Genomic DNA, 13,496 nt, shown 5'->3' with positions numbered 1-13,496 from the left:
GGAGGGCGAAGCGTGGGCGTGCTAGCGTCCTCGGCGCGGTCCTCGAAAGACCTCTCCAAGGGCGAGATATTCGACGTGCTTCGGAACCAACGCAGGCGGTTCGTGCTCCAGTACCTGAAGCGACGAGAGGAACCCGTCGAACTCGGTGAACTCGCGACGCAGGTCGCCGCGTGGGAGTACGACACGACGTGCGAGGACGTCTCCGCGGAACAACGCAAGCGCGTGTACACGACGCTCCAGCAGACGCACCTGCCGCGGCTCTCTGAGGTGAACATCGTGCACTACGACGCGGACGAGGGCGTCATCGAGGCGACAGACCGCGCGAACGACCTCGCGATCTACCTGGAGATCGTCCCGGGGCACGAACTGCCGTGGCGGGAACTGTACCTCTCGATGGGGGCGGTCGCGTGCGCGCTCTGCGTCGCCATCTGGGCGGAGGTCCCGTACTCGGACGTGCTGGACGGCCTCGGGTGGGCGTTCCTCATCTCGGTCGCGTTCACGGTCACGGCCGCGGTGCACGTCTACCACGAGCGGAACATGCGCCTCGCGGACCTGGATTCGCCGCCCGAGATCGACCTCGACGACGCCTGAACGGTCCCGTTCGACGCGTCGGTGTGGTCGTCGCACCGGCCGGACGTTTTAACCAAGTCGGCGGCTAACCGTGGGTCGATGACCGACATCCGCGGATTGCTGACCGACGACGACGCCGTCTCACCGGTCATCGGCGTCATCCTGATGGTCGCAGTGACCGTCATCCTCTCCGCGGCCATCGGGGCGTTCGTCCTCGACATCGGGAACGCCGTCACCGAACAGCAGCCGAACGCCGTCATCGAGTTCGAGTTCGACGTCTCGAGCGGCACCAGTCCGCCCGACGCGGTGATCCTCCGGCACAACGGCGGTGACGAGCTGGCGACGAGCACGCTCCGCGTGACCGTCGACGGCGCGATCGCGTGGGAGGACGGGTCGCCAGAGGGTGCCTTCACGACCGACGGAAGCGGCGAGTGGGACGACGGCGTCACGAGCGGGGACGAACTCCGCATCGAGGAGGACACCGCGAACATCGAGGAGTCGTCGTCGGTCCAGCTCGTCTGGCAGAAGGGGCAGCGTTCGTCCATCCTCGCGAGCACGGAGTCGTGACGCGAGCGCGGGCGTCGTCTGCCAGAAGCTTCTCGTAGCCACCGCCCGAGATGTCAACAGTACATGGAGACGGGTCGAGCCGGTGGGACGAACGCACTCCACGCGGCGTTGATGGCGGCGCTCGTCGTCGCGACCGCGTTCGTCGCCGGCGTCGTCGTCTTCGACCTCGAATCGACCGTGCTCCCGACCGAGTCCAATCCCCAGGCGTCGTTCACGTTCACGCACGAGCCGTCGACTGGCACCCTCGTCGTCACGCACTACGGCGGTGACAACCTGGACGTGGACCGCGTCCGACTCGTGAACCAGGGGTTCGAGCCGGTCGGGGACTTCTCGACCGGGGAGACCGTCTCCGCGGGCGAATCGACGACGATAGAGGGCGTCGACGCGGACGACAGCGTCTACGTCCTCTGGGTGACCGACGACGACGAGCTCCTCGTGCTCGCATCCTGGAACGCGGACGCTGCGGCCGCGAGCGCGACGAGAACGGGGTCCGGGAACGAGAGCGCGGCGACGGTCGGTGCCGGCGCCGGCGCGTCGACCGCCAGCTTTTTGCTTCGCATGGAGTAGTTCCGGCATGGACCGACTGCAGGAGTCCCTGCTCGAGTGCCCGATCATCGAGAAAGACGGCTATCACTACTTCGTCCACCCGATCTCGGACGGCGTCCCCCAGCTCGACCCGGGGCTGCTGCGCGAGATCGTCATCCGCATCATCCGGAAGGCGGAACTCGACGACGTCGACAAGATCGTGACGCCCGCCGCGATGGGTATCCACATCTCCACCGCGGTCTCCCTGATGACCGACATCCCGCTGACGGTCATCCGGAAGCGCGAGTACGGGCTCGACGGCGAGACCGCGCTCCACCAGACCACAGGGTACTCCGAGAACGAGATGTACATCAACGACGTCCGCGAGGGCGACCGCGTGCTCGTGCTCGACGACGTCCTCTCGACGGGCGGGACGCTCGCCGCCGTCCTCGGTGCGCTCGACGACATCGGCGCGGAGGTCGTCGACACCGTCGCCGTCATCAAGAAGGTCGGTGGCGACAACGAGGTCGCCGACGCGGGTTACGACGTGAAGACGCTCGTGAACGTCGACGTCGTCGACGGCGAGGTCGTCATCGTCGACGCCGACGGCGACGACTGAGCCACATCGACGCGAGCGTCTCTCATGGCTTCGACTCGGACGAAGACCGCTATCGGCGTCGCGATGGTGGCGCTTGGCGTCCTGCAAGCGGTCGCGTACGCGCTCCAGGCCCAGGTCGTACCGGCCGTCCTCGGCGGCGTCTACGCGACGCTCGGCGTGGCGTACCTGTGGGCGGAAGTCCTCCGAGTGGAAGACGCGACCGCGTAGAATCCCTACTCGGCGTCGCTGTCGACGCGCGGGTCGAGGACGGTGTAGGCCATGTCCTGGAGGAAGTTCCCGAACACGCCGACGAGCGCGATGACCATCGTCATCCCGAGGATGAGCGGGAGGTCGCGGGCGGTGATGGCGTTCATGCTCACCTGCGCGAACCCGGGGATGGTGAACGCGAACTCGATGACGAAGATGTTCAGGACGAGGACGCTGAGCATGTCCGTGAAGAACAACGCGACGAGGGGGATGGCGGCGTTTCGGAGGATGTGGACGGCGACGCGGATCGGCCCGGCGCCCTTCGCTTTCGCGATCTTCACGAAGTCGGCGTCGACGTACTCGAGGCTCTCGGCGCGCGCGTACCGGAGCTGGCCGGCGAGCAGCACGGTCGTGAGCGTGATGACGGGCAGCGAGTAGTACTTCACGAGGTCGCCCTTCAGCAGCGGGACGTTCGGGAGCAACGGCAACGAGAGGGTGCCGCCCCACATCTCGTAGCCGGGCGCGATGTAGAGGTACGGGACCCAGTTCATCTGCGTGATGGCGACGACGAACATGACCTGGGCGAGCCAGAAGTTCGGCGTGCCGAGACTGAAGTACGCGGTCGCGGTCGCGAGCTTGTCGCTCAGGGAGTGCTGGTTGAGCGCCGAGTAGAGGCCGACGGTGACGCCGATGCCGAGCGACAGGAGCATCGACGGGACGAGGTAGAGGAGCGTGAACGGGAGGCTGCTCCCGAGCACGCCGAGCACCGACTGGCCGGTGCTGTAGGAGAGCCCCCAGTCGAGCGTCGCGACGTTCACCATCCACTTCGTGTACCGTTCGAGGAACGGGTCGTTCAGGTTCCTGGCTTCGCGGTACGCCTGCACGGCTTCCTCCGGGTTGCCGCCGGTGCTCGACGCCTCGTACGCGACGGCGCCGACGTTCGGGTCCTCGGTGAGCGTGACGAACGCGAACGCGACGGTGACGATGAGGAACATCGACAGGACGGCGAACGCGGCGCGTCGCGCCACCTTCAGCTGGAAGCTCACGGTTCGCCCTCCGCGACGAGGCCGTGCTGTCGGGCTCGCCGGCGACGGCAGCGAGTGTCGGTCATCGAACCACACTCTCCGAGGCTCGATATTAAAACCGGGTGCGTATCTCGGCCGAATCCCCGAAAACCGCAAGACGAGGGCGGAATCGATACTAAAGCCGGCGTTTGACACTATGCCATCTTTTTAGATGTGGGGGTGAATCGTTGGCTCGATGCTGCAACGTTCGGCCACGTCCTGCGATGAGGTGAGCGTCGATGGCGACAGGTGACCGTCGTGAACTCGCCGCGTTCGAGCGCGTGGACTGGGAGCGCGTCGAGGAGCCCGACGACGTCAGCGTTCGGCGGGGCGCGTTCGCGACGGTCCTCGCTGCGATCCTCGGCGTGTTCGCGTACACGAACGTCGTCGATTCCGGACGCGTCCCGACCGTGGACGTCCTCGCGGGCACGGTCCGATGGATCGAACCGACGGCGCTGGACTTCGCGTACCTCGTCCTCGCGGCGTGTTTCGTGTTCGCGTTCGCACTCCCGGTCGTGGAGAACTGGCGTCGCGTCGCGATCCGGACGAAGGTCTTCGCGGTGCTGTCGACGGTGCTCGCGGTCGCGTTCGCGTATGACTACTACTATCTCGCGCCGACGCCGACGTTCGACAGCGTCGAGATCCCCTACTACGGGTACCTCTACTGGGACGTCTACGGCGTCGAGTGGGTGTTCGTGTTCTCGCTGCTCGTGTTCGCGTGCTTCGTGCTCGGCCGACTGTTCGACGACCTCGACCGGACGCGACTGTACCTTCGACGACTGAAGGACCACCCGACGGGCGCCGTCGCGCTCGCGTACGTCGCGTTCTTCGTGCTCGGCGGCGCGTTCGGGAACGCGGTCGTCGGGATGCCGACGACGTTCAAGGAGGTCGAGGGGAGCTACGAGACGTACGTACACCAGCCGCCCGCGCCCGTCTCGACGCCGTTCGGGACCACCGACCTGTTCACGCTCCTGCTCGCGCTCGCCATCGCGTTCGGTATCGTGCTCGCGCTCTACAATCGCGTCGAGCGCGTCCGCGAGCCCCTCGGTCTCGCCGCGACCGTCGTCGCCGTCGGCCTGGCGACGCTGTTCGCGGTCCGGTTCGCGATGTACGAATTCCTCGAGTTCGGCCCGACCATCGGCGTCGCCGAGTCGTCGCACTGCGCCGGCACGATGGTCGAGTCGGGCTGTCTCGGGTCGTGGGAGAACCCGCTCGGGACGAACTACGTCGGGAAGAGCCTACTTGCGCTCCTGTTCGTCGGGTTCCGTGTGAGCCTGGAGGTCGCGCTCATCACGTCGATGATCATGCTCCCCATCGCGACGCTCGTCGGGACGTTCGCCGGGTACACCGGCGGACTCGTCGACGACACCATCACGGGCTACATCGACATCCAGCAGACGATCCCCGCGTTCGTCGCGTACATCGTCCTGAGTTACGTCTTCGGCCGGAGCCTCTTCCTGCTCATCCTCGTGTTCGGCCTCCTCTCGTGGGGTGGTGCGGCCCGCCTGGTTCGGTCGGAGGTCGTCCAGCGTCGCGAAGCCGAGTTCGTCACCGCCGCGCGCTCCGCGGGCGCGGACGACCGCCGCATCATGCGCAAGCACATCCTCCCGAACGTCTCGAACACCGTCCTGACGAGCGTCACGCGCCGCATCCCGCTGCTCATCCTCGCCGAAGCCGCGATCGCGTACCTGAGTCTGAACGACATCATGGTCATCTCGCTCGGCGAGAGCATCGCGAACGGCCTGAACAACTTCCCGAACGCGTGGTGGGTGTCGAGCGAACTGACGCTCGCACTCGCGCTCGTCGTGCTCGCGTTCAGTCTGCTCGGCGACGCCCTCCGCGACGTCCTCGACCCTCGAGGTGATGCCTGATGCAAGATGATTCACTCCTCTCCGTAAGAGACCTGAGCGTTCGATTCCACACAGAAGCCGGGACCGTCCACGCCGCGAGCGACGTGTCGTTCGACGTCGACCGCGGCGAGACGGTCTGCATCGTCGGCGAGTCCGGGAGCGGGAAGACCGTGACGAGCGAAGCCATCACGCGCCTCGTCCCCCAGCCACCGGGCGAGATCGACGCCGAGAGCGTCGACTTCGAAGGCGAGGACCTGCTGACGATCCCCGAGAAGCAACTCCGGAAGCTCCGCGGCGGTAGCATCGGGCACGTCTTCCAGAACCCACAGAGCACGCTCAATCCCGTCTACACGGTCGGGCGGCAGGTCGCGGAAGCCGTGCGACTCCATCGTGACGTCTCGAAGGCCGAGGCTCGCGAGATAGCGGTGGACCTGCTCGACCGCGTCGGCATCCCGAAGGCAGCGGAGCGGTTCGACGACTACCCCCACGAGTTCTCCGGCGGGCAGACCCAGCGCGTCGTCATCGCGATCGCCATCGCGGGCGAACCCGACCTCCTCATCGCGGACGAGCCGACGACCGCGCTCGACGTCACCATCCAGGCGCAGATACTCAGGCTCCTCCGCGACATCCAGGAGGAGTTCGGGATGGGCATCCTCCTCATCACGCACGACCTCGGCGTCGTCGCGGAGGTCGCCGACCGCGTCGTCGTGATGTACGCGGGGAAGGTCATGGAGCAAGGGAGCGTCTTCGACGTGTTCGAGAACCCGTCGCATCCGTACACGAAGGCGCTCCTGGAGTGCCTCCCAGGCCGTCGGAACGCCGCGGAGGGCATCGGTGGGACGCTCCCGGACCCGACCGACCCGCCGGACGGCTGTCGGTTCGCGCCACGATGCCCGCACGCGGTCGACGCCTGTCGCGAGGGCGACCAGCCACCGGCGGTGCACGTCGAAGGCGCCGACGACCACGTCGCGTCCTGCGTGTACTACCAGGCCGGCTACGACGCGAGCGTCGTGCAGAACGCGGGCGTCGCGGTCGCGACGGACGACGCCGACGACGACGCGGCGCGGACCGACGGAGGTGACCCCCAATGACGACAGAACACCCACACGACGACGCCGACGGTTCCGACGCGACAGCAGCGGACGGTTCCCAGCGAGCCGAGCGGCGTGCCGACGCCGTGTCTCGGCCGGCCGACCGTGGCGCTGACGGCGAGGCGCTCGTCACCGTCGACGGCCTCAAGAAGCACTACCCCATCACGAAGGGGCTGCTGCGTCGACAGGTCGGGACGGTGAGGGCCGTCGACGGCGTCGACTTCACGTTGCATCGAGGGGAGACGCTCGGGCTCGTCGGCGAGTCCGGGTGCGGGAAGTCCACGGCGGCGACGTCGCTCCTCCGACTGGAGGAACCGACCGCCGGCGAGATACGGTACCACGGCAAGCTCCCGGCGGACGACGACTCGCGGTCGCTCCTGGACTGGGTTCGTGACAGCGTGCGTCGGGAGGACGACCCGGAGCGCGACCCGCGGGACGTCGCGGGGTTCTCGGACGCGCAACTGAAGCGCTTCCGCCGGCAGGCCCAGATGGTGTTCCAGGACCCGACGAGCAGCTTCGACCCGCGGATGACCGTCGGCGAGAGCGTCGCCGAACCCCTGGAGATCCACGGCCTCACCGACCCCGAGCGGCAGGAGGAGATCGTCTCGGACCTCCTCGAACGCGTCGGCCTGGAGGCCGCGGACGCCGACCGGTATCCCCACGAGTTCTCGGGCGGCCAGAAGCAACGCATCGCGCTCGCTCGCGCCCTCGTCGTCAACCCCGAACTCGTCGTCGCGGACGAACCAGTGAGTGCGCTCGACGTCTCCATCCAGGCGGAGATACTCAGCCTCATCAACGACCTCCAGGAGCGCTTCGGGCTGTCGATGCTGTTCATCAGTCACGACCTCGGCGTGGTCAAGGAGGTCTGCGACCGCGTCGCCGTGATGTACCTCGGCGAGATCGTCGAGGTCGCGCCGACCGACGAGCTGTTCGCGGACCCGCAGCATCCGTACACGCAGGCGCTGTTGTCCTCGATCCCGAACCCGGACCCGCGCCAGCGCGGCCTCGGCGTGGAGCTCACGGGCGACGTCCCGAGCCCGGAGAACCCCCCGAGTGGGTGCCGGTTCCACACGCGCTGCCCGAAGGTCATCCAGCCGGCCGCGTACGACCTCGAGCAGTCGGTGTGGCGGCGCGTCCTCGACCTCCGCCACGACGTCGAGGACGGGGAGCTCGACGGCGACGCTGCGATGGACCTCGCTCGCACGCACGCCGACGTCGACGACGCGACCCACCTCCCGTCGGACGCCGTCGACGACGCCGTCCGCGCGGAGTACGACCTCCCGGACGCACTCGGGGACGACGACGCGGCGGCCGTGCTCGCCGAAGCCATCGAGTACCTCGCGAACGGGAACGCCGACGGTGCCGCGTCCGTCCTCGGAGACGCCTTCACGACGCCCTGCGAGCAGGACGCCCCGGAGGCGCGCGCCGTCGACGACGACCACGACGCCGCTTGCCACCTCCTCGACGACCACGAGGTCGCCGACGACCGCGCCACCATCGCGAACGAAACGTCCGGCGACTGACGTCAGTGAGTCACGACCCCTGGTCCAACTGGCCCACACGGCCCACGCACGTAACCGAGCGACGACGCGCGTGCGTCCCAATCACGTCAGTATCCGTCGGCATCCGCGTACTGAACGGGTTCGGTATCGCGGCTACGACCACGCCAGTCATACAACACGTCGAGGTATCACAATGACACCCATCGACCGCCGAACGGTCCTCAAGACGCTCGCAACCGGAACCCTCCTCGCCACCGGCGTCGGAACCGCCGCTGCACGCCCCGGCAAGGGCAAGCGCCAGGGCGCCAGCGCCGAGCAGACCATCACCGACATCGCCGCGGGGAACCCCAGCTTCAGCACCCTCGTCGCAGCACTCCAAGAGACGGGGCTCGACGACGTCCTCGACAGCGAAGACGGCCAGTACACCGTCTTCGCACCGACCAACGCCGCGTTCGACGCCCTCCTCGAAGCGCTCGACGCCACCCCCGAAGAACTACTGGCGCGCGACGACCTCGCGACCATCCTCAAGTACCACGTCACCAAGGGCCGCCGGTACGCGCCCTCCATCGTCAACCCAGCACCCGTCACGATGCTGGCCGGCGGCAAGGTCACCACCGACGGCACCAGCCTCAACGACGGCCAAGCAAACATCACCGCAACCGACATCGAAGCCAGCAACGGCGTCGTCCACGTCATCGACGGCGTCCTCCTCCCCTAGAACGGACCAGCCTGAACGACTGACGACCTCTCCCCTCTCGTCCACGACACCACCGGAGCAACCGCTCCGAACGAAGTAACAGTCAGAGAACGACCGTCGTACGAGATCGGGAGGTGGGTCTGAACCACGGTCGTACGAGCCTCGCGTCGCTCGGCTACGTGCTCCCTGGTTCAGATCACCCCGTCACCACGTTCGACGCTCACCGTACTCGTCGCTCAGATTCTCGCGTGATTCGCGTCAGAAAGTAGCGGGAGGTAGATTTGAACTACCGATCTGCGGGTTATGAGCCCGCCGGAATCTCCTGGCTATCCCATCCCGCTACCACCACGTACCGCGCTCCGCTAGTTAAGGGTTGTGATTGCAACGCCGTATGGCAATTAGTCACTCGTGGACGCGCCAGGTGAAGAGGCTCTCGGCGACGTAGTTCACGAGGAGGCCAGCGCCGATGCCAGCGACCTTCGCGGTGACGAACCAGCCGTCGATGCCGAGAACGTCCACGTCGACGAAGAACACGCGGTAGAGCAGGCGGAACGTCGCCAGTTGGACGGCGATGCCGCCGGCGCGAACGAGGTTCGAGCGGGCGAGCCGGCGGAGTGTGGCGCGGATGCCGCGTCGTCCTTCGGTGGAGAACGTCCAGTTGTCGTTCAGGAGGAACATGACGACGACGGCGACCTCGATGCCGACGAAGACCGCGAGCTCCGGGAACACGCCGAGCGACTGGAGGACGGTCGCGGTCGTCACGTCGAAGGCGGCGCCGACGACGCCCACGGACGCGAACTGCCCGAATCGAGTCCCTGATACGAGCGCTCGAAGTCTGTCGAGGACGGACGTCGCGCCGTCGCCGCGGTCGACGTTCGACGCTCGGGTGGGCGTCCCGGAGCGGGCGTCCTCGCGTCCGGTCGTGCCGTCCTCGTCGTCGCCCGTCACTGTTCTTCGACGTCGCCGTGGCGTCGGTCGACGAGCGCACTCCGGCCGGTGCGGCGGTCGGCTATCGCTTCGTGCACGCTACTGCCGCCGAGTTCCTTCATGCGGTGTCGGCTCCTGAGCAGGCAGCGGCCGAGCTCGTACGCGGTCGACACCGGCGACACCGTCGACTCGGGCTGGTCCTCCCACGTCACGGGTACCTCGCGGATCGGGAGCGAGTGCGCGGCCGCGACCGCGAGCAACTCGACGTCCCACGCGAACCCCGGCTCGTAGAGGTGTGCGCGCACGTCGCGCCACCCGTCGGTCGTGATGGCTTTCGCGCCGCACTGGAAGTCGTAGAGGTCGATGCCGAGGAGCGAGCGGGCGAGGAACGCGAACCCGTCGCCGAGGTACCGGCGCGCGAACGTCTGGTGGCTCCGGACGTCGGCGTCGGGGTGGCGACGTGACCCGACGGCGAGCGTGACGCCGTCGTCGCCGACGGCGTCGACGACGTCCGCGATGGAGTGCGCTGGCGTCGCGCCGTCCGCGTCCGCGAACGCGAGCACGTCCACGTCGTCGACGAGCGCCTCGAACCCGGCGGTGATGGCGGCGCCTTTCCCGCGTCGTGCGTCCACCGCGTGCACGGTCGCGTCCACGGATTCGAGCGCGGTGCGCGTCGCCTCGTCGGGCGCGTCCAGCTCGATGCGGACGACCTCGGGTGCGAGCGCGTCGTGGAGGGCGTCGACGTACGCGGCGAGGGTGTCGACCGCGGGGTCGTACGCGGGCAGGACGACGCCGAGGGACTGCGACATCTACCCTACGTCGGGCCCCGCGTGGTGTAAAATCGTTCGCTTCGCGACAGACTCGGGTCGACGACGGACGCCTGAAGTGCGAGCCGGCGAGTGCTCGGCCTGCGGTCGATACCGGAGCAGAAACGGGGCGCGGTCGGTATCGCGAGCAGAAAGCGTTTAGCCACCGCGCTCGCCTACGTGGTGATAGATGGAGTACACGCTGGTCCTCGTCTGGCTGGTGGTCTTCGCCGCCCTCGCCGCCGCCGCCACGCCGTTCGCGACGCTGCTCCTCTCGCCGCTCCCGGACCGCGGGAGTGGACTCGGTCTCCCGGTCGCGATCGCCGTCCTCGGCGTCGCGAGCTACTGGGTCGGCCAGGTCGCGTTCGGGTGGCCCGGTATCGTCCTCGCGCTCGTCGTCGTCCTCGCCGGCTCGGTGTACGCGCTCTCCCGCGGGCACGCTCCCGACCGCGGGCCGGCCGTGGAGGCGTTCGTCGTGTTCGTCGTCGGGTTCGCGCTCGTCGTCGCCATCCGCGCGGCGGACGCGGCCGCGGACCCGTACGCGGGCGAGAAGATGCTCGACCTCGGGTTGCTCGCGACGCTGTATCGCGCGCCGGCGCTCCCGCCCGAGGACATGTGGTTCGCGGGCGACCGCCTCCAGTACTACTACGGCGGGCACATGATCGCCGCACAGCTCGGGCGACTCACCGGAACGGCACCCGCGTACGCGTACAACCTCGCGCTGGCGGCGTACTACGGGCTCACGGTCGCCGCGGCGTACGGTCTCGCTCGCTCGATGGCGATGGCGCGAGGCATCTCGCCGCGGCGCGCCGGCGCGCTCGGCGCGTTCCTCGTCGGCGTCGCGAGCAACCTGTCGACGCCCGCGCGCGGCCTCATCCTCCTCGTCCAGCATCTCCAGCAGCCGATCACGTTCGACGGTCCCATCGACGTCCTGCTGGCGCCGCTGCGCGTGCTCTTCCTCGTCGTCCCGAACGACACCGTGCAGGTGGTCGCGGCCGAGGGCGGCGACCGATTCGTCGAGGTCCTGGGCTACCAGTTCTCCGGGCTGGCGGTGTCCGCGGACGCGTTCGGGTACTGGGCGGCGAGCCGCGTCATCCCGTGGACGATAAACGAGTTCCCGCTGTTCGCGTACCTGAACGGCGACCTGCACGCGCACATGATGAGTCCGCCGCTCCTGCTCGTGGCGGCGGCGTTCGCGTTCGCGTACTGGCAGGCGCCAGCCGAAGCGGTCTGGCGGAAGCGCGCGTACCTGTTCGCGGCCGCCCCCGTACTCGGCGGGTTGCTCGCGGTCGTGAACACGTGGAGTTTCCCGTCGGTCGCGGGCATCGTCGCGCTCACCACGGCGTTCGCGGCGGTCCATCCGGCGTCCGTGCTCCCGGCGCCGGTGAGCGAGCGCGTGCGAGCGGTCGCGGACGCGTCCCGCGTGCACGAAGAGGTGTCCCGCGTGGTGGTCGCCGCAGTGCTGGCGGGCGTCGTCGGCGCGCTCTCGGTCGCGTTCGCGCTCCCGTTCTTCTCGGGCGCGACGAGCGGGCAGTACCCCGCGCTCCTCCCGGACCGGTCGTCGCTCGTCGGCCTCGTGCTCGTGCACGGCGCGTTCCTCCTCGTGACGGTCGCGTACTTCCTCGACCGGTCGCGCATCGACCGCGACGCGCTCGAGACGGGACTGCTCGTCGCGGTGCTCGCGGTGCTCGCGGTCGCGAACCTCGTCGTCGGCTGGGTGGGCGCGAACCTCGTCGTCGTCGCCACCGCCGGCGTTCTCGGCGCGTTCGCGCTCGAGACGTCGCTCCGGGACCGCGCGTTCGTCGCGCTCGGCGTGCTCGCGCTCGTCGCGTTCGCGGCGTACCACGGGTCGACGGTCGCGTTCGTCGCCGCGGGCGGTGCGGCACTGTTCGCGCTCGCAGCGGCCGTGCTCGACGACGACCGCCCGGAACGACGCGCCGCCGTCGGTCTCGCCGTCGCGCTCGCGACCCTCGGCGGCGTCGCGTGGGTGCTCGAAGCGACCGTGCTCGTCGCCGTCGTTCCCGTCCTCCTCGCCGGGATGGTGCTCCTCCGGCTCCGTCGGGACGTCGGGTTCGAGGTCGTGCTCGTGCTCGGCGCGACGGGGCTCGTGACCCTCGTCGAGTTCGTGTACGTCGCCGAGCGCGCCGGCCCCGGTCGCCTGAACACCGTGTTCAAGCTCTACTGGCAGGTGTGGGTGATGTGGGGCGTCGCCGGGGGCGTGATGCTCGCCGACGTCGCGTCGCGAGCGTGGCCGCGCTGGCTCGTCCGGCCGACGCTCGCGCGTGCACGGACGGCAAGTGCGCGCTCGGCGAGCGCGGACGGTGGCACTCCTGACGCTGACCCGAGCACGGACGGTGGCCGTGCTGGCGCTGGCGTGGACTGGGGGCGCGTGCTGCGCGTCGGGTCGACGGTCGGTGCGGTCTTCCTGCTCGTCTCGCTGTCGCTGTACGGCGGGTTCGCGCTCGTCGGGCACTTCGAGGCGAACCCGAGCCAGCACTGGGTGTGCTCGCGGAGCGGCGAGACCGGCGCTGGCGAGTGGACGCTCGACGCGAAGGACTGGAGCGAGGAGTGCTATCCGGACCAGGCCGCCGCCATCGAGTGGCTGAACGGCCGCGACGGTCGACCCGTGGTCGTGGAGGCGCCGACGACCGGCAAGTACCTCTACGGGTGGAACGATCCCGCCTCCGGGCTCGTCAGCGGCGTCTCCAGCCACACCGGACTCCCGACCATCGCGGGCTGGGCGCACGCCGCGAACTACCACACGCAAGCGGAATGGGACGCGCGCCTCGCCGCCGTCGAGACGCTCTACGAGACCGACGACGCGAGCGAACGCGCGGCCGTCCTCCGCGAGTACGACGTCGCGTACGTCTACGTCGGGCCGAACGAGCGTTCGCGGTACGACGTCGCGGCTCTCGCGGCCGACCCCGGTATCGAGCGCGTGCAGCGCTGGGGCGAGGTCCTCGTGTACGTCGTCGACCAGGACGCCCTCGCCGACGACGAGACGACGTCCGAGACGGCCGCGGGCGCGAACGCGTCCGTCGCGGTCGTTCGCCCCGCGGTCGCATAGCCAGGGCTCGGGAGTGTGGCGAGAC

At 68.8% G+C, this 13,496-nt stretch carries 13 protein-coding genes and 1 tRNA gene; 10 read left to right on the top strand and 4 right to left on the bottom strand.

The features are described from left to right. The first annotated feature begins 12 nt into the window (after nt 1–12). From LI336_RS05700 to LI336_RS05680, 5 genes are all read left to right on the top strand, one after another. Complete coding sequence (locus tag LI336_RS05700) at nt 13–591, top strand: DUF7344 domain-containing protein (RefSeq protein ID WP_227131759.1); 579 nt, start codon at nt 13–15, stop codon at nt 589–591. A 78-nt stretch (nt 592–669) separates the two neighbouring features. Continuing rightward, nucleotides 670–1,137: a type IV pilin domain-containing protein gene (locus LI336_RS05695; protein ID WP_227131758.1), complete on the top strand. Its 468-nt coding sequence runs from the start codon at nt 670–672 to the stop codon at nt 1,135–1,137. Between the two features lie 63 nt (nt 1,138–1,200). Then, complete coding sequence (locus LI336_RS05690; RefSeq protein WP_227131756.1) at nt 1,201–1,704, top strand: type IV pilin domain-containing protein; 504 nt, start codon at nt 1,201–1,203, stop codon at nt 1,702–1,704. Between the two features lie 7 nt (nt 1,705–1,711). Then, nucleotides 1,712–2,281: a hypoxanthine/guanine phosphoribosyltransferase gene (hpt, locus tag LI336_RS05685; RefSeq protein ID WP_227131754.1), complete on the top strand. Its 570-nt coding sequence runs from the start codon at nt 1,712–1,714 to the stop codon at nt 2,279–2,281. 24 nt (nt 2,282–2,305) lie between these two features. Next, a complete protein-coding gene (locus tag LI336_RS05680; protein ID WP_227131752.1) occupies nt 2,306–2,488 on the top strand; it encodes a hypothetical protein in 183 nt (60 codons plus the stop codon). Nucleotides 2,489–2,493: 5 nt separating this feature from the next. Here LI336_RS05680 and LI336_RS05675 read toward each other — a convergent pair whose 3' ends face one another. Further along, a complete protein-coding gene (locus LI336_RS05675; RefSeq protein ID WP_227131751.1) occupies nt 2,494–3,513 on the bottom strand; it encodes an ABC transporter permease in 1,020 nt (339 codons plus the stop codon). 257 nt (nt 3,514–3,770) lie between these two features. Between LI336_RS05675 and LI336_RS05670 the strand changes: the two genes are divergently transcribed. The 4 genes from LI336_RS05670 to LI336_RS05655 all read left to right on the top strand — a co-directional run bounded on the left by LI336_RS05670 (nt 3,771) and on the right by LI336_RS05655 (nt 8,692). Beyond that, the gene (locus tag LI336_RS05670; protein ID WP_227131750.1) at nt 3,771–5,402 is read left to right on the top strand and encodes an ABC transporter permease; all 1,632 of its coding nucleotides are present in this window, start codon (nt 3,771–3,773) and stop codon (nt 5,400–5,402) included. Beyond that, nucleotides 5,402–6,472 carry an ABC transporter ATP-binding protein gene (locus tag LI336_RS05665; protein WP_227131749.1) on the top strand — a complete coding sequence of 357 codons (1,071 nt, stop codon included), beginning with the start codon at nt 5,402–5,404 and terminating at the stop codon, nt 6,470–6,472. The genes LI336_RS05670 and LI336_RS05665 overlap by 1 nt, the downstream gene beginning before the upstream one ends. Then, nucleotides 6,469–7,995 carry an ABC transporter ATP-binding protein gene (locus LI336_RS05660; protein ID WP_227131748.1) on the top strand — a complete coding sequence of 509 codons (1,527 nt, stop codon included), beginning with the start codon at nt 6,469–6,471 and terminating at the stop codon, nt 7,993–7,995. Before LI336_RS05665 ends, LI336_RS05660 begins: the two co-directional genes overlap by 4 nt. A 172-nt stretch (nt 7,996–8,167) precedes the next feature. Then, complete coding sequence (locus tag LI336_RS05655; protein ID WP_227131746.1) at nt 8,168–8,692, top strand: fasciclin domain-containing protein; 525 nt, start codon at nt 8,168–8,170, stop codon at nt 8,690–8,692. Nucleotides 8,693–8,937: 245 nt separating this feature from the next. On the opposite strand, the gene LI336_RS05650 is transcribed toward LI336_RS05655, so the two are convergent. From LI336_RS05650 to LI336_RS05640, 3 genes are all read right to left on the bottom strand, one after another. Next, a tRNA-Met gene (locus LI336_RS05650) sits at nt 8,938–9,012 on the bottom strand. Nucleotides 9,013–9,073: 61 nt separating this feature from the next. Beyond that, a complete protein-coding gene (locus tag LI336_RS05645; protein ID WP_438267271.1) occupies nt 9,074–9,619 on the bottom strand; it encodes a GtrA family protein in 546 nt (181 codons plus the stop codon). Further along, nucleotides 9,616–10,407 carry a glycosyltransferase gene (locus tag LI336_RS05640; RefSeq protein ID WP_227131745.1) on the bottom strand — a complete coding sequence of 264 codons (792 nt, stop codon included), beginning with the start codon at nt 10,405–10,407 and terminating at the stop codon, nt 9,616–9,618. The genes LI336_RS05645 and LI336_RS05640 overlap by 4 nt, the downstream gene beginning before the upstream one ends. A 187-nt stretch (nt 10,408–10,594) precedes the next feature. On the opposite strand from LI336_RS05640, the gene LI336_RS05635 reads away from it, so the two are divergent. Then, entirely contained in the window at nt 10,595–13,471 is a 2,877-nt protein-coding gene (locus tag LI336_RS05635; RefSeq protein WP_227131743.1) for a DUF2298 domain-containing protein, read from the top strand. Nucleotides 13,472–13,496: the final 25 nt, after the last annotated feature.

Origin of the sequence: Halorubellus salinus (genome assembly GCF_020567525.1) — an archaeon.
Lineage (GTDB): Archaea > Halobacteriota > Halobacteria > Halobacteriales > Natrialbaceae > Halorubellus > Halorubellus salinus.
This window is presented reverse-complemented; position numbering and strand designations above follow the sequence as displayed.